We start from the raw sequence: 17,003 nt of genomic DNA, 5'->3' as shown, positions 1-17,003 counted from the left end.
GTAATTTACTTGATAAGATTCTATGGGCAAGCCCTCCCCTAAATACTTATCATGATATCTGAAAAACACCTCATACGGAAAACCTTATCTGAATCCTCCCCCCCTAAAAAATAATGTATTATGGCGCAAAACGATAAGTAAGGACTTAAAAGTCCCATTTTATACTATTTAACCCTTATGAAATAACTTAATTTTTGCTATTACTTCTTGTAAAATCCATATATTTTATAACATCAAATTATCATTAAAGTAATTAATATAGTATTATTATAATAAAATTTGAAGATATACTTATATACTTTTCAATGTATATTTGTCATATAAACACAATTAAAATTAATATGATAATTTTTTCTAATAAAAAAGTAAAAGTCTTAAAAATAATAACAATATAACTCCAATAAATCATCTTAAAGAATTTCTCTAAGAAATTATCATGATACAATTGGATTTTTCTGGAAATCATAAAAAATTATGTTTAGAAATTATATTTAGAAATAAATATATGGACTATAAATCCAAAAGGGGAACAATTCATGGAAAATGAAACAATTTCAGCATCACAGGATGCAAGAAAACGTGTTTTTGCTATTATAGCAAGCGCATCAGGAAATCTCGTAGAGTGGTATGATTTTTACGTTTACTCATTTGCATCAATTTATTTTGCATCACAATTCTTTCCCTCCGATGGTGATACGATTACGCCACTGTTAAAAACCGCGGGTGTGTTTTTTATTGGCTTTCTTATGCGCCCTATTGGAGCTTGGTTTTTAGGATTTATCGCCGATCGTTATGGACGTAAACGCTCGATGCTTATATCCATTTTTATGATGTGTGGTGGCTCTTTTTTCATCGCCATACTTCCCACCTATGAAACCTTAGGAATAACATCAGCAATCCTTTTACTTTTAGCTCGGATGATGCAAGGACTTTCAGCGGGTGGTGAATATGGTACAGCAGCCACTTATATGAGCGAAGTTGCTCTCAAAAAACATCGAGGGCTTTTTGCTTCTTTCCAATCAGCCACCCTTATTACAGGTCAACTTCTTGCCAGCTTCATTATATTTATTCTAGCATCTTATCTCTCTGAAGATCAGTTAAAAGCATGGGGATGGCGCATTCCTTTTGTGATTGGTGGTTTCGGGGCAGTGATTGCGATTTATCTGCGTCGTTCTCTCCACGAAACAACCACGAAAGAAAGCCGCTCTCACAAACACTCTGGCAGTCTTAAGGAACTTCTCACCAAGCATACAAAAGCCGTTGTCGTAATTGCATGCTTTGCATCAGGAGGATCACTCACATTTTACACCTTTACGACTTATATGCAAAAATATCTGATCACAACCACCGGCTTTGATAAACATACCGCAACAACGATTATGACAGCTGTACTATTTATTTTCATCCTATTCCAACCCATAGCTGGTATCATAGCCGATAAAATTGGAACAAAAACTTTACTTATCATTTGGAGTATACTCTCTGTCATCTTTACATTTCCTGGACTCTGGATAATCGGTAATACGCATAGTCTATGGGTTGCCTTATCGGTCATTATTGGCTTGCTCTTCATTATGAGCATGTATACATCCATCTCTGGTGTCGTAAAATCAGCAATGTTTCCCTCTTCAATACGTGGATTAGGCGTTAGTATCTCTCATGCCATTGGTAACGCTTTATTTGGTGGTTCTGCTGAATACGTTGCGCTTGGATTAAAAAAGTACGGTCATGAATCACTCTTTTATTTTTATATAACCGTCGTGATGATCATGGCATTCATTGCTCTTCTCTTTGTCCCGAGTATGCGTAAAGGGGGATACCTCCAAGAAGATGAAAAACATTAACCCTTTTTATAAACGAAAAAAGCCCAAGAGATTGGGCTTTTTTATCATTATCGCAAATTTAATATTGTTTAAATTTTATGAAGTGCATTAAGGTGCTTAGCAACTAGATAATAAAAAGTCAGTCGACTTTTTCTACGCTCTCCAGACATCATCTCAGCCACTTTTGAAACGGCCATTTTAGCACTCTGTTCATCAGCTTCTAAAACATCTTGAACCCATTTTTCAACACGTTCTAACTCTTTTGGATCCGATGTAGCAACAAGCGCTGCATCCTGCTTTTTCATCACTAAAGCTAAACGACGGCTAAGTCGTTCTACTGCTGCTTCATCGGGATTTGAATCATATAGTTTAATATCTGCTAAATTATTTGTCATTTTGCATCATCTCCTCTCCAAAAATGAGCGGACTATAATTTACAGCCGCATCATATAGCTCTATAAATAATTAGAGGATTAAAAATATTAACAACCCCCCTTTTCCTAAGACTGTTCTTCATCTATATTTAAAAGGCTGGTTTACCAGCTATGGTAATAAATGGACGGTGAAATAAACCTATTGGACCCGGGGGCGGTACCCGGCGCCTCCACCAAAATATAAGAAAGCAAAGTTATATTTTGGTGGGGGCGAAATAGGATCGACAAGGGTGTAAAGATCGCTCTTTTACTCGGCATTGTACCACCGTTATCGGGCTAAATGAGTAGTTGCAAATGACAACTATGCGGAAGCACGTCTCGCCGCTTAAGGTGGTGTGAATGTTTCAAATTGAGTCTTAAACCGTCGCAGGTTTAAGCGGGGTTCGGAGGCACCTGGCAACAGAAGCCTTCACTTTTTAAATGTTGTTGATTGATCTTTCAGACATTATCAGACATTATTTACCATAGAGTTTCGTATTTATTCGATTTATTGAGGTGCATCGTAGAAAAAATCTGCTAATTTAAAATATATTCTATCACACAATATCAATACGCCCCATTCTGCTACGTGAAATAAAAGGAATAAACTTCGATGGTTAAAGATCAAATCCGTTACGATATTCTCGTTCAGGATGCACTTCGTGGAGTTATCCGTAAAGTTTTATCGGAAGTTGCCAAAGCAGGTCTTCCGGGAAATCATCATTTTTTTATAACTTTTTTGACAAATGCCCCAGGCGTTAAAATTTCTCCTCGGCTAAAAAATCGCTATCCCGAGCAAATGACAATCGTCTTACAACATCAATTTAGAGATCTCAGTGTTTCAGAAACAGCTTTCGAAGTAACCCTCTCTTTCAGGGAAATAACCGAAAAGCTCGTGATTCCTTTTACTTCCATTCAAGTCTTTTATGATCCTGTAGCAGCATTTGAAGCAGCATTTGATCTGCCCTCAAATCTGACCTCTGGAGAAAGTGAACATTCAGAAAATACCTCAACTACACCCATTACCTTATCAAACAAACAAAAAAAAGAAAATACGCTTACAAAAGAACAAAATCTCAGTACAAATATAGAACCTTCAAATAACGATGCAAAACAAAATCAAAGTGCTGATGTTGTCTCTTTAGATTCCTTTCGGAAAAAATAATTTTTCTCATGACTGAATTGATTAATCTTCGCCAATTTCGAAAACAAAAAAAACGTACAGAAAAATCTCTTTGTGCTGAGCAAAATCGTTATCGTTTTGGACGAACAAAAACTGAAAAACTTTTTGAGCAACAAAAATCTTTAAAAACGCAAAAATTTCTTGATCAAAATCGTTTACGAAACGACGAATAAAGGTGGAAAAATGCACGAAAATAATTCTATCGATTGGTCAAAAGTCATTCCACGAAAGATATCTGTTCGCGTTGATGGACACGCAACAAGCGTTTCTTTAGAACCACCATTTTTAGATATTCTAAAAGATATAGCCCGCAAAAAAGGACAATCTTTAGCCTTTATTATTACCGATATTGATAGCAAAAGACCACAACAAGTAAATCTTTCGGCCTCGTTACGCGTTTATGCCCTTCAAAGCGTTCTCACCCAACGCCTTTAATGTTTGTGCTTATTTTTTTACGTTCTCTTTCTGTCTGTTCAACTGAAACTGTTGTGACTTTTTAAGAGAAGTTTTTTTAATCTAGAACTTCAATGAAAAAAAGACTACAAAAGAGATACAATGAGTAATTTTTCTGATCACACCATACCTTTCTTTGAAGAAGATTCCCCTCCAGACCATGATAAGGAAAATTCTGGGTTTTCTTCCCCTGTCCTAAAAGAAAAAAAATCATATAATACAAACTATTTAGAACAGCTCAATCCAGAACAGCAACAAGCTGTTATGAATACTGAGGGGCCTCTTTTAGTTCTTGCAGGTGCTGGTACTGGAAAAACACGCGTTTTAACAACCCGTATTTCTCACATTCTGCGCTCTGGACTCGCCTCACCTCAACAAATACTTGCTGTCACTTTCACTAACAAAGCAGCCCGTGAAATGAAAACACGTATTGGTGAACTTATTGGAGAAGTTGTTGAAGGTATGCCTTGGCTTGGAACCTTTCATTCCACTGGAGCTAAAATTTTACGCCGTCACGCAGAGCTTGTTGATTTAAAAAGAAACTTTACAATTCTCGATAGCGATGATGTTCTTCGACTTTTAAAACAACTTATTCAAGCTGAAGGATTAGACGATAAGCGTTGGCCCGCACGAAACCTTGCCATGATGATTGATTCTTGGAAAAATCAAGGACTTTCACCAACACATATCTCAAAAAGTGATGCTCATTCCTTTGGTAACGGCATGGGACGTGAACTTTATCACAGTTATCAAAATCGATTAAAAGATCTTAATGCTTGTGATTTTGGTGACCTTCTACTTCATTCTATCTCTATCTTCCAACATAATCCAGATATTCTTCGCGAATATCATTCTCAATTTCGTTATATTCTTGTCGATGAATATCAGGATACAAATACAGCACAATATCTTTGGCTTCGCCTTTTGGCCCAACATCCTAAAGGTCAACATGTTAATCTTTGTTGTGTTGGCGATGATGATCAATCCATTTATGGATGGCGTGGTGCAAAAGTCGAAAACATATTACGTTTTGAAAAAGATTTTCCTTCTGCTAAAATTATTCGTCTAGAACGCAATTATCGCTCAACATCCCATATTCTTAAAACCGCCTCCCATCTCATTGCTCATAACGAAGAAAGACTGGGAAAAGTCCTTTTTTCTGCTCAAATAAAGAGTGAGGAAGAAAAGGTAAAAATTCATTCAGCATGGGATTCGGCAGAAGAAGCACGAGCAATCGGAGAAGAGATCGAACGCGCACAACAAACCGGTCATGCATTAAATCATATGGCTATATTGGTACGCGCATCATTTCAAATGCGTGAATTTGAAGATCGCTTTGTAACACTTGGCCTTAATTATCGCGTCATTGGTGGTCCTCGTTTTTATGAGCGAATGGAAATACGTGATGCCATGGCTTATTTACGCGTTGTTGTCCAACCTACTGATGATTTAGCTTTTGAGCGTGTTATTAATACACCAAAACGCGGCATAGGAGATGCAACCCTGCGCATTCTTTATGAGAGTGCACGTGCACGTGCTGTTCCTCTCTTTTCTGCTGCCGCAGACATCATTGAAACAGATGAATTAAAGCCTAAGGCACGCAGTGCGTTACGAATCCTTATTGAAAACTTCCGCCGCTGGCAAAATATGCTTCAAGACACTCCTCATAGAGAACTTGCCGAGATCATCCTTGATGATTCTGGTTATACAAACATGTGGTTAGAAGATCGCTCACCAGAGGCTCCTACAAGACTAGAAAATCTTAAAGAAATGATTCGTTCCATGGAACAATTTGAAAATCTTCAAAGTTTTTTGGAACATGTTGCACTCGTTATGGAAACGGAAAATAATGAAAATATGGATGCAGTCAACATCATGACCCTTCATTCAGCCAAAGGACTTGAATTTGAAACAGTTTTTCTTCCAGGTTGGGAAGAAGGACTCTTTCCCCACCAGCGCTCATTAGATGAAGGTGGACGTTCAGGATTAGAAGAAGAACGGCGTCTTGCTTACGTAGGTCTAACAAGAGCAAAAAAACATTTGCATATATGGTTTGTATCGAATCGAAGAATTCATGGACTTTGGCAACCTGCTCTCCCCTCCCGTTTTTTAGATGAATTACCAGCAGAACATATAGAAGTTGTAGAAATGGAAACATCCTATGGTGGTTATGGAAAATCTTCCTTTCAACATCACGATTCCTTTTATAATGACTATGCAACACCAAGACAAAAGCGTGCACAAAAAAACAAAAATATTGAAGGGAAAGTTATCTCTCAATCACTCTCTCATGCACCATCAGATTTTTCTGTCAATGATCGGATTTTTCACATAAAATTTGGTTATGGTCATATTACAGCAATAGACGATCATAAATTGACAATAATGTTCGAAAAAGCCGGAGAAAAGCGTGTACTAGATAATTTTGTAAACAAAGCTTAATTACAAGCAAACCACGATCAGTTTTTTCAAGAAACCACTTTATTTTATTCTGAATGTCATTTCCATTTGCGAACAAAGGCTTCAATGGGCAAATTTTGCATATCAGGCAATGCGTTGTGAATTTTATCAAGCGGCCAATCCCACCAAGCCATATCTAAAAGGCATTCTATCACATGATTGGGAAAACGCATTCGCAACCGTTTAGCAGGCACCCCAACGACAATCGTATAAGGCAAAACATCTTTCGTTATAACAGCGTTCGCGCCAATGATAGCGCCATGACCAATTGTCACCCCAGGCATAATAACCGCACCATGTCCAATCCACACATCATGCCCAATAATAACACGTTTTGCACAACGCCTTTCACGAAAACCACTATCTAATGCCATATAACGAAAATATTCGTTTGGACGATAGGTTATTTTATGCGTTGAAACGCGCTCCATAGGATGCTCCAACGCATTCATTCGTACATGAGATGCAATAGAACAAAAACGCCCAATATCGCTATAAATAGCCTCACTGTTACGTTCTAAATAAGAAAAATCTCCAATGGTTACATCACGCAAAACTACCCGCTCATTAATTTCCACATAGCGCCCTAATTTACAACCATGCAGCTGTGCTGTCGTATGGATACGAGGTTTACTTTCATGAAATCGAAGATCGTTTTCAATATTCATTCTTACCTTCCATCAATTGCTTCATCAATAAATATGGAAAGACATACCAACCAAACCAATAAAATCAACCATGAAACAAACATTGCAAAACAAACCTGCCGATGTTACAATTTCTTGATCTATCTAAGAGAGTCAAACTATGAAAAATGTACTCCGCATTTTAGGGCTAACAGTTATATTTCTTACGGGGATTTTTATTTATGATGCATTTATAAATAAGCCTTTAGGTGATAACTTTACGCTCACTGATTCAAATGGAAAAACGATTACCGAAGCGGATATTCGAAGCCAGCCTTCAATAATTTTTTTCGGCTTCACTATGTGTCCTGAAATCTGCCCTACCACACTGATGAATCTTGATCGATGGCTTACAGCACTTGGACCTGAAGCTGATAAGTTAGGAGTATGGTTTGTGACTGTTGACCCCGAACGTGATACACCAGAAGTACTCCATAATTATCTCAGCAATTTTAACAATAAAATCGTTGGTATCAGTGGAGATCCTGATAAAGTTCATAAAATGGTCAATTCTTTCAACATCGTTGCTGAAAAAGTCCCTGAAACAGATGAAAACTATACTTATAACCATACAGCAGCAATTTTTTTACTCAAAAAAGGTGGAAAATTAGCTGGCGTTATCCGTTATGACACGAAAGAAAGCGATAGCGAATTAAAAGATGAAATCGCCATTGAACGGCTAAAAAAACTCATATCAAACTAAAAAAGCCAATCAAAAGAAAGAACAGCATGTCGCAACAAATTCGCTTCTATTATACTGCTTTTAAAAGTGAAGCAGAGCAATTTTATACCCTTATAGAAAGAGCTTTTGATGAAGAAGGATATCCTCTTGCTCTTATAGAGATAGATGAACAAAATGCTATATATGAGCTTTCTCTATATGTTGATCAAGACAATCAAGAAGACGCATTGAAACGTTTTGCAAGCGTTCTTTCTATAGATTCTGATAAAATTAATATGGAAGTTTTACCCAATATTGATTGGGTACAAAAAAGTCTAGAAGGACTAAAACCTGTACATGCTGGTCCTTTTTTCCTTCATGGAAGTCACAACAGAAACGCCATTCCAGCTAATGTTCTCCCTATTGAAATTGAAGCAAATCAAGCCTTTGGAACAGGACATCATGGGACAACAGCTGGTTGTTTGGAAATGATTGCCAAAGTAATGAAACACGAAAATCCACAAAATGCCCTTGATCTTGGAACTGGTAGTGGAGTCTTAGCCATTGGCATAGCAATGCTCAAGCCCATTAGTATTCTCGCCTCCGATATTGATCCTATTGCTATTCAAGTTGCACAACATAATATCGAGCTTAATGGCGTAAAAGAGTATATTACAGCTGTTACAGCAACAAGTTTTACCCATGAACACATTACAACACGTGCGCCTTTTGATCTCATTGTTGCCAATATTCTTGCCAATCCTCTCATTGAACTTGCGCAAGAAATGGTAAAAGCCCTTAAAAAAGGGGGATCACTTATACTCTCTGGAATTCTTGAAGAGCAACACGCCTACGTTTTAGATACTTATATAAAACAAGGACTCAAGCATATCGAAACATACCACCGTCAAGGATGGGTAACGATACATCTGAAATAAAATAAAAGGACGTTGTTATGTATCAATCTTTTGAGGCAACAACAAATCCCACGCATGCTGCAAAACGCATTGCCTCCCTTCGTAAAGAACTTGATCGCCTTGGGCTCGATGGTTTTCTTGTTCCACGGTGCGATGAACATCAAGGAGAGTACGTCCCTCCTCATGCTCAACGCCTTAGCTGGTTAACCGGCTTTACTGGATCAGCTGGGATTGCACTGATTTTAAAAAACAAAGCCATCATATTTACAGATGGGCGATATAAGCTCCAAGTTCGCCAACAAACTGATCCTGATATTTTTAATTATGGAGATCTCATAACTTGTCCTCCCTCACAATGGCTTGAAAAAAATGGTCAAAAACTTTCTATTGGTTTTGATCCATGGCTCCACACGATTGCTGCCACCGATGCATTGAGAAACGCATTAGAAATGAAAGCAGGTGGAAAACTTGTAGAAGTTCAACATAATCCCATTGATCTGCTCTGGCATAATCAACCAAAATTACCACAATCTGCCTTATCAATTCACCCTCTCAAATATGCTGGGTGCGATACAGATGAAAAGTTGGCATTGATTTGCAGATATATACAAAAAGCAAATGCAGATGCTTTTATTTTTACAGACCCCTCTTCCATTGCATGGACATTCAATATACGGGGCAATGATGTTTCCAACACGCCTTTTTCCCTTTGTTTTGCTCTCATTCCACTTAACGAAACACCAGCTTTATTCATTGACCGCAAAAAACTTGGTGGAGAACAGAAACAATATCTAGAACGTTATGCAAAATTATATGAACCAGAACAGCTTATTCCCAAGATCAAAGAGTATATTCAAAAAGGGACAGTGTTTGCCTTAGATCCACAGCTAACATGCGAAAAATTACGAACTGTTATTGAAGAAAAAAATAGCTCTTTTATCACACTTACCGATCCTGCGGCTCTACCACGTGCCATTAAAAATGACACAGAACTCAATGGCACACGCAAAGCACACCTACGCGATGGTGTTGCCCTAACCCGTTTTTTTTCTTGGTTAGATAAACAAATACCAGGGTCAATAAGTGAAATTTCTGCTGCTCAAAAATTAGAAGAATTTCGCATAAATACAGCAAACGAAATGGGAGAAAAACTTAAAGATCTTTCTTTTGATACAATCTCAGCCGCAGGGGCAAATGGTGCCATTATTCATTATCGTGTAACAACGCAAACAAATAAACCACTCAATGCTGGTGAACTTTACCTCGTTGATTCAGGTGGACAATATCGTGATGGCACGACTGATGTCACACGCACAGTAGCAATTGGGAATATTGGAGAAGAAGAAAAACGCTGTTTTACGCTTGTCCTCAAAGGCATGATTGCTCTTTCAACTGCAAGATTTCCAAAAAGCACACGCGGACAAGACATTGATGCTCTTGCACGCATTGCATTGTGGAAAGCTGGTTTTGATTATGCCCATGGCACCGGTCATGGTGTTGGATCTTATCTTTCTGTCCATGAAGGACCGCAAAATATTTCTCGCAAAGGGTGCCAAGAACTCATCTCCGGTATGATTCTTTCAAACGAGCCAGGCTATTACCGCGAAGGCGCTTTTGGTATCCGTCTTGAAAATTTGATGATTGTGAAGCCAGCACAAAAAATTGATGGTGGAGATATAGAAATGCTCTCGTTCGAAACACTCACACATTGCCCCATTGATCGACGGTTAATCCTTCCAGAGCTTTTGACACAAGAAGAACGACAATGGCTCAATGATTACCATGCGCGGGTTTATCAGATGAATGCACCTTACTTAAATGAAGAAGATAAAAAATGGGCAAAAGAAGCAACAATGCCCCTTTAAATGAAGCAACGTATAACTTTTACTCTTTCTACAAAACATTACACCCTTCTCTTTTAAAGAGAGAAGTGCGAATTTACCATCAGCAAACACAAAAAATGCTTCTATGAAATACTTCAAGTTTTTTTGCCGATACGACAAAAGCCTTCCAAAATTGAAACAGAACGGGATACACTCTCAAAAGATAATGCTTATCAATTATCCTCCACCATCTCCACATGAGTTATAGCCTTATTCTGCTATACAGAAATTTTCATTATATTTTGTAATCCTCCGCGTCGCATTTCTAAAACGCCCATTATAACCAACTTATTACGCCGTTTAGATTCAAAAATTCTGCATATTTATTTACAATTTTTACCTTGCTTCACAGTAATAATTTATATCTTTTACTAATAATAACCTTGCATATTCTTCATCATAATAGTTTAAGTTTAATATTTAAGTTCAATGTTAATTATTTTAAATAACGTAATAAATATCAAAATATATGGCGCTCTGTTTTTGCAAAATAAACAGCCCCTATTATCCCCCTTTTTGATTTCATCCCCCCCAAAAATGTAAGAGCGATAATCATACAAATAGCATACGATCTTCTAGAAAACATCCTCTAAACATTATGTTTCTCAATCAACTGTAGCCAAGCCTCTTCATCGATAACCTCAACACCTAATTCTTCAGCTTTAGCCAATTTGGAGCCCGCTCCAGGTCCTGCAACAAGAAGATCTGTTTTTTTAGAAAGTGAACCAGATGTTTTGGCCCCTAATCGCTCTGCCAATGCTTTTGCTTCATCACGTGACATATGTGCTAAAGTTCCCGTAAAAACAATGATCTTCTCCGCTATTGGTGAAGAAGCTATCATGATAGGTGCCTCATCAAGAGGTGTTACTTCTTCAAGCAAAACAGACAAAACTTCACGGTTATGCGCTTCTCTATAAAAATCAACAATTGCGCCCCCTACCTGTGGTCCAATTCCTTCAATATTGGTAAGTTCCATCCAAGCTTCATTGCCTTCTTTGTTTTCCTGCTCACATGGCATAAATGCTTCCATAGCCGCCGTTTCAAAAGCTGTATAATTTTGATATGCTCGTGCAAGGCGGCGTGCATTCACCTCTCCAACATGACGAATCCCCAATGCAAACAAAAAACGGCTTAAAGGAATTTCGCGGCGTGCATTAATGGCATCATACAGTTTCCGCACTGAAACAGTACCAAAACCTTCCATATTTTCTAAACGGATCAAAGACTTTTCTTGGCGCCGTTCTAAAGTAAAGATATCAACTGGTGTATGAATACAAAGCGCCTCATCTTGAGCATGGAAAAAAAATTCTACCTGCTTTTTACCCAAGCCTTCAATATCAAACGCATTGCGTGAAACAAAATGACGAATACGTTCAATCGCTTGTGCAGGACAAATAAGCCCACCGGTACACCGACGCACCGCTTCTCCTTCTTCACGAACAGCATGACTCCCACAAGCGGGACACAGATGAGGAAAAACAAAAGCAGAAGCATCTTTTGGACGTTTTTCAGCAATAATATCAACAATTTGAGGGATTACATCACCAGCGCGTTGTACAATCACGGTATCGCCTACACGGATATCACGCCCTTCACGAATGGGCTCTCCTTTATGGCCAATTCCCTTAATATAATCCTCATTATGCAAACTGGCATTGGTCACCACCACCCCACCAACAGTAATAGGTGTAAGGCGTGCAACAGGCGTCAAAGCTCCCGTACGACCGACCTGAATATCAATATCTTCCAAAAGCGCCATTGCTTTTTCTGCTGGAAATTTATGGGCTATTGCCCAACGCGGCGAACGAGAAACAAACCCCAAACGCTTTTGGAGCATCAAATCATTAACCTTATAAACAATGCCATCAATGTCATAGCTTAAAGAATGACGGCGTTCTTCTATATCACGATAATAGAAAATAATTTCTTCTACTCTCTTAAAGACTTTTATTAATGGATTGATAACAAAGCCATATTCTTTTAGCTTTTTCATCATCTCTATTTGACTTTCTGCAAATACTTCACTCACTTCACCACAAGCATAAGCAAAAAATTGAAGCTTTCTGCTGGCGGTTATCCGTGAATCAAGCTGACGGAGCGAACCAGCCGCTGCATTTCGAGGATTGGCGAAGGTTAACTTTCCCTTCTCTTGTTGGCTTATATTAAGAGCTTGGAAATCTTCCCGTCCCATATAAACTTCGCCGCGAACCTCGATTACCTCAGGAAAATCACCTTGCAAAACTTGTGGAATATCAGCAATTGTTCGAGCATTTGCCGTCACATTTTCACCGACAGTTCCATCCCCACGCGTTGCCGCACGCACAAGCCGCCCCTTTTCGTAGCGCAAAGACAAAGATAAACCATCAATTTTTGGCTCCGCTGTTATTTCCAACACTTGTGTTTCTGGAAGACGTAAAAAACGACGAATACGCTCAATAAATTCAGTAACATCTTCAGAGCTAAACGCATTATCAAGTGAAAGCATAGGCTGTACATGAACAGACTTTTCAAACTTTTCAGAAATTGGTGCCCCAATTTTATGTGAAGGAGAATCAACACGAATAAGCTCTGGAAAAAGAGCTTCAATTTCTGCATTACGGCGGCGCAACGCATCGTATTCTGCATCAGAAATTTCAGGCTGATCATCACGATTATAAAGCACATCATGACGTGCAATTTCTTTTGCCAACCACTCTAATTCACTTTCTGCTTCAACAGCTGAGAGATTTTTAACTGCATCTTTGTTCATAAAATCTATTCCAAATTACGAGTTACTGCCATAAGGACTTCCACGCTTCCTCATAAAGTGAATCGCAAATAAAAATAAGCTTTCCAGTATTTTTATCACTGGCTAATTACCTTTATGCGAGAAGCTTTTGAGCCGCTGCACGCGCTTCTTCAGTAATCTGTTCTCCTGCCAACATACGAGCAATTTCTTCTGCACGTTCATGCTCTTCCATTTTATGAATAGCAGTAACAAAGCGTCCTTTATCATGACTCTCAATTTTCGAAATAAGAAAATGACCATGCGCTTTCGATGCAACCTGTGGTGCATGCGTAATAGCAAAAACCTGAACACGTTCTGATAAGCGTTGCAACCGTTGTCCAATAGCCGCTGCAACAGCCCCCCCAACACCTGTATCAATTTCATCAAAGATCAGCGTCGGTGCTGATCCTCGATCAGACAAAACAACTTTTAATGCCAACAAAAAACGAGACAATTCACCGCCAGAAGCCACACTAAGCATCGGTCCAGCTCGTGTTCCAGGATTTGTTCGCACCCAATATTCAATACGATCACATCCCTCAGCACTCCGCTTTTCCACATCACTTTGCATTTCAACAATAAACTCGGCCCTCTCTAACTTCAATGCCGGCAACTCAGCCATAACACTTTCAGATAAATGCTTTGCTGTCTCCCGACGCTTTATTGTTAAGGCTTGCGCCAATGTATCATAATTTTTCTTTGCCTGCTTTGCCTCATCTTCAAAACGTGTCAATATAGTCTGAGCCTCTTCAAAATCAGCGAGTTCTGCGTCCATTTTATCGCGTAACTGAATCAATTCATCCGCAGAAACTTGATATTTACGAGCAAAACCCCGAAGAGAAAAAAGACGCTCTTCTATCCGTTCCAATTCATCAGGTTCAAAATCTAATGCTCGTATTGCCGTCTCAATACCTTCTTGTGCTGTTGCAAGTGCATGCAATGCCTCATCAATAGATTTCACCACTGGTGCAATAAGTTCTTGCGCCTCAGGAATTTTCCGCTCCAAACGCCTCACCAAATTAGAAAGCACTGGGATTGGTGATTTTTGACCCGTTAAAAGATCATCCGCTTCTTTAATATCTGTTGCTATTTTTTCTAATTTAAGCATATCAGCACGACGAAGAGAAAGAGCTTCCTCTTCACCAACTTTAAAATCAAGCTTTTCAAGCTCTTCTACACACGCACGAAGATAATCAACCTCCCGTACAGCACTCTCTACTTTAAGACGCTGCCGTTGCAAACGCTCCTCAAATTCACGCCATGTGTGATAACACTGACGCAAATTTTCCACTTCATCTTCAAGACCACCAAAGGCATCTAATAATTGGCGATGTGTAGCAACATCAACAAGCGCACGATCATCATGTTGTCCATGGATTTCAACCAACAAACGGCCAACACTCCGCATCAATGCAACACTAGACACCTGATCATTGATAAAAACACGGCTACGTCCATCACTTGATTGCACACGTCGTAAAATAATATCACCCTCATCATCAAGACCATTCTCACGAATAAGTTGACGTGCAGGATGTGAAACAGACACATCAAAAACAGCTGTAACCTGCCCGCGGTCAACCCCATGACGCACAAGCGAAGCATCACCCCGCCCCCCTAGAGCAAGTGATAAAGCATCAAGGAGAATAGACTTCCCCGCACCCGTTTCTCCAGTTAAAACCGTCAACCCCGCTGTAAAATGAATATCGAGCGTTTCGATCAAAACAATATTATGAATCGAAAGCTGTACCAACATAGAGAATCAACGTACCCTCTTCTTATCACCACCTAAAGCATTTGAGATCCAAGAAGATTTATGCTCACGTGGCGATATTTTATTCTTCTGCAAGAGATTATAAGAAAATTTATACCACTCACTTTTGGGATAATTACGTCCTAAAATAGCTGCTGCCGTCTGTGCTTCTGCCGTTAAGCCGAGAGCTAAGTTAACTTCCGTTAAGCGGAAAAGTGCTTCTTCAATTTGATTTGTATCAGAATACTCTTCAACCACGGTACGAAACCGTCTACTTGCCGCAAGATAGCGCCGCCCCTCTTCATAATAGCGGCCAATCTGCATTTCTTTACCAGCTAGCTGTTCGCGACCAAAACGGATTTTATCCTTAGCATCCTTGACATACTCAGAATTAGGATAACGCTCTATAAGAAGCTGCATAGCAGCAATAGCACGTTTCGTGTCACGTTGATCACGCGTAACATCAGGAATCCGACGGAAAGAAGAAAGACCAATAATATAGTACGCATAAGCCGAGTCAGTCGACCCTGGATAAAGCGTAATATAGCGTTGAGCCATACTAATTGAATCATCATACTTTCCGAGTCGATAATTAGTAAAAGCACCCATCACAAGAGATTTGCGCCCCCAATCTGTATAAGCGTACTGTTTTTCAATCTTCAAAAACTTTTTCGATGCGTCCCCAAGCCGCCCACTTTCAAGGCTAGCAAGCGCTTGATTATAGAGAACATCTGGCGGCTCTATTTTCAAAACATAAGCAGATGGATCAAGGGTCTTTTTCTCTTTAAAGAGGCATCCCGCTAACATACAAGTGCTTCCCAAAAGCACCACCCCCAATATCTTGCGTACAATGTTAGATTTTCTATATGTCATATTTCCAATGCACACATGAGATTTTTTCATATTTTTTCCGGCCTCCACAGAATATCACCTTGTAGCAAAAACAATTTATCAAAGGTTTTATACCATATCACTATAAAATCCACATAACCAATTTAGCAGTTCAGGTCAATCATCCCCTTAAAAATCAAATAAATAATAAAAAAATCTTGTCAATTTTTTTACTCTTTCTCTAAAAAGCTTTTTTCGTAATATGATTCGTCTGCCAAAACAGCCTTCACCAATTGCGCATTAATTCTATGCCCACTACAATAAGAACGAAATAATCCAATAAAAGGTGCACCAAGCAAAGCAGTATCACCAATCGCATCAAGCATCTTGTGCCGAACACATTCATTCTCCCAATAAGGACCATCGGGATTTAAAATTTTATCATTAAGGTCGATAACAAGAGAATTTTCCAAAGAAGCACCTCTCGCCTTTCCAGAAAGCCTTAATTCTTCCACGTCTTTGATAAAACCAAAAGTGCGCGCACGTGACAAATCATCCCTAAACCCTCGTGTGGTAAGATCAAAACTGAAATGTTGCTTACCAATAGCAGAAGAAGGAAAAGAGATCGTTATATCAAAACGACGTCCATTAAATGGCAAAAGCTCTGCAACACCATGAGCTCCTTCAACCCGCAACGGCTTTTTTATAATGAAATAAGAACGCAAGGCATTTTGCTGTACAATACCAACATCTTCAAAAGCTTGGCAATATAGCCATGCTGAACCATCCAAAATAGGAATCTCATTATGTGACACTTCAATAATAAGATTATCCAAATTATAAGCAGCAATTGCTGCCATCAAATGTTCAATTGTTTCAACCCTTACATCTCCATCTCCAAGTACTGTTGATAATTCAGTTTTTCCTGTTTGCGATGCATGGGCTTGAAATATTTTCTCTGTTCCGTCTAATCCACAACGCTTAAAAACAATACCGCACCCAACATCCGCTGGACAAACCTTTACCACTGACAAACAGCCACTATGAACGCCAATCCCCTTAAATGTTACTGCTTTTTTAAGAGTAGACTGATATTTTGGTACTAAACTCATCATATCATTTTATTAAATTGCTTGTACATCTTTTAACAAAATTTATAAAACTATAAAAAAT

14 protein-coding genes and 1 other RNA gene are annotated in these 17,003 nt (G+C 38.9%); 9 read left to right on the top strand and 6 right to left on the bottom strand.

The annotated features are described in order from the left end of the window. Nucleotides 1-536: 536 nt before the first annotated feature. Nucleotides 537-1,844: an MFS transporter gene (locus tag ACFIMU_RS05685; RefSeq protein ID WP_375606985.1), complete on the top strand. Its 1,308-nt coding sequence runs from the start codon at nt 537-539 to the stop codon at nt 1,842-1,844. A gap of 68 nt (nt 1,845-1,912) precedes the next feature. Here the strand turns inward: ACFIMU_RS05685 and ACFIMU_RS05680 are convergent, their stop codons facing one another. Further along, a complete protein-coding gene (locus ACFIMU_RS05680; protein WP_375606984.1) occupies nt 1,913-2,218 on the bottom strand; it encodes a DUF2853 family protein in 306 nt (101 codons plus the stop codon). A 96-nt stretch (nt 2,219-2,314) separates the two neighbouring features. Between ACFIMU_RS05680 and ssrA the strand changes: the two genes are divergently transcribed. From ssrA to ACFIMU_RS05655, 5 genes are all read left to right on the top strand, one after another. Further along, nucleotides 2,315-2,671: a transfer-messenger RNA gene (gene ssrA, locus ACFIMU_RS05675) on the top strand. 178 nt (nt 2,672-2,849) lie between these two features. Further along, a complete protein-coding gene (locus ACFIMU_RS05670; RefSeq protein WP_375606983.1) occupies nt 2,850-3,401 on the top strand; it encodes an SspB family protein in 552 nt (183 codons plus the stop codon). Between the two features lie 8 nt (nt 3,402-3,409). Further along, nucleotides 3,410-3,592, top strand: coding sequence for a DUF4169 family protein (locus tag ACFIMU_RS05665; protein ID WP_375606982.1), 183 nt, complete (start codon nt 3,410-3,412; stop codon nt 3,590-3,592). Between the two features lie 10 nt (nt 3,593-3,602). Beyond that, a complete protein-coding gene (locus ACFIMU_RS05660; RefSeq protein WP_273788067.1) occupies nt 3,603-3,854 on the top strand; it encodes a ribbon-helix-helix domain-containing protein in 252 nt (83 codons plus the stop codon). A gap of 120 nt (nt 3,855-3,974) precedes the next feature. Continuing rightward, complete coding sequence (locus tag ACFIMU_RS05655; protein WP_375606981.1) at nt 3,975-6,314, top strand: ATP-dependent helicase; 2,340 nt, start codon at nt 3,975-3,977, stop codon at nt 6,312-6,314. A gap of 56 nt (nt 6,315-6,370) precedes the next feature. On the opposite strand, the gene ACFIMU_RS05650 is transcribed toward ACFIMU_RS05655, so the two are convergent. Further along, entirely contained in the window at nt 6,371-7,000 is a 630-nt protein-coding gene (locus ACFIMU_RS05650; protein WP_375609273.1) for a DapH/DapD/GlmU-related protein, read from the bottom strand. Between the two features lie 139 nt (nt 7,001-7,139). Here ACFIMU_RS05650 and ACFIMU_RS05645 point away from each other — a divergent pair, with 139 nt between their 5' ends. The 3 genes from ACFIMU_RS05645 to ACFIMU_RS05635 are packed head-to-tail and all read left to right on the top strand — an operon-like array spanning nt 7,140 to nt 10,461. Next, nucleotides 7,140-7,721 carry an SCO family protein gene (locus tag ACFIMU_RS05645; RefSeq protein ID WP_375606979.1) on the top strand — a complete coding sequence of 194 codons (582 nt, stop codon included), beginning with the start codon at nt 7,140-7,142 and terminating at the stop codon, nt 7,719-7,721. Between the two features lie 26 nt (nt 7,722-7,747). Continuing rightward, on the top strand, nt 7,748-8,617 hold the full coding sequence (locus ACFIMU_RS05640; protein ID WP_375606978.1) for a 50S ribosomal protein L11 methyltransferase: 870 nt from the start codon (nt 7,748-7,750) through the stop codon (nt 8,615-8,617). 17 nt (nt 8,618-8,634) lie between these two features. Beyond that, nucleotides 8,635-10,461: an aminopeptidase P family protein gene (locus tag ACFIMU_RS05635; RefSeq protein ID WP_375606977.1), complete on the top strand. Its 1,827-nt coding sequence runs from the start codon at nt 8,635-8,637 to the stop codon at nt 10,459-10,461. Between the two features lie 607 nt (nt 10,462-11,068). Here the strand turns inward: ACFIMU_RS05635 and ligA are convergent. The 4 genes from ligA to lpxC form a co-directional block, all read right to left on the bottom strand. Next, complete coding sequence (gene ligA, locus ACFIMU_RS05630; protein WP_375609270.1) at nt 11,069-13,228, bottom strand: NAD-dependent DNA ligase LigA; 2,160 nt, start codon at nt 13,226-13,228, stop codon at nt 11,069-11,071. 112 nt (nt 13,229-13,340) lie between these two features. Continuing rightward, nucleotides 13,341-15,002: a DNA repair protein RecN gene (recN, locus tag ACFIMU_RS05625; protein ID WP_375609269.1), complete on the bottom strand. Its 1,662-nt coding sequence runs from the start codon at nt 15,000-15,002 to the stop codon at nt 13,341-13,343. A gap of 6 nt (nt 15,003-15,008) precedes the next feature. After that, nucleotides 15,009-15,902, bottom strand: a complete 894-nt coding sequence (locus tag ACFIMU_RS05620) for an outer membrane protein assembly factor BamD (RefSeq protein WP_273790773.1) — start codon at nt 15,900-15,902, stop codon at nt 15,009-15,011. A gap of 158 nt (nt 15,903-16,060) precedes the next feature. After that, nucleotides 16,061-16,945 (bottom strand): UDP-3-O-acyl-N-acetylglucosamine deacetylase, encoded by an 885-nt coding sequence (gene lpxC / locus ACFIMU_RS05615; RefSeq protein ID WP_375606974.1) that lies wholly within the window; start codon nt 16,943-16,945, stop codon nt 16,061-16,063. Nucleotides 16,946-17,003: the final 58 nt, after the last annotated feature.

It is taken from the genome of Bartonella sp. AC70YNML (assembly GCF_042196545.1).
Classification (GTDB): Bacteria; Pseudomonadota; Alphaproteobacteria; order Rhizobiales; family Rhizobiaceae; genus Bartonella.
Note: the sequence above shows the minus strand (reverse complement) of the source record. Positions and strands in the feature narration are given on the sequence as shown.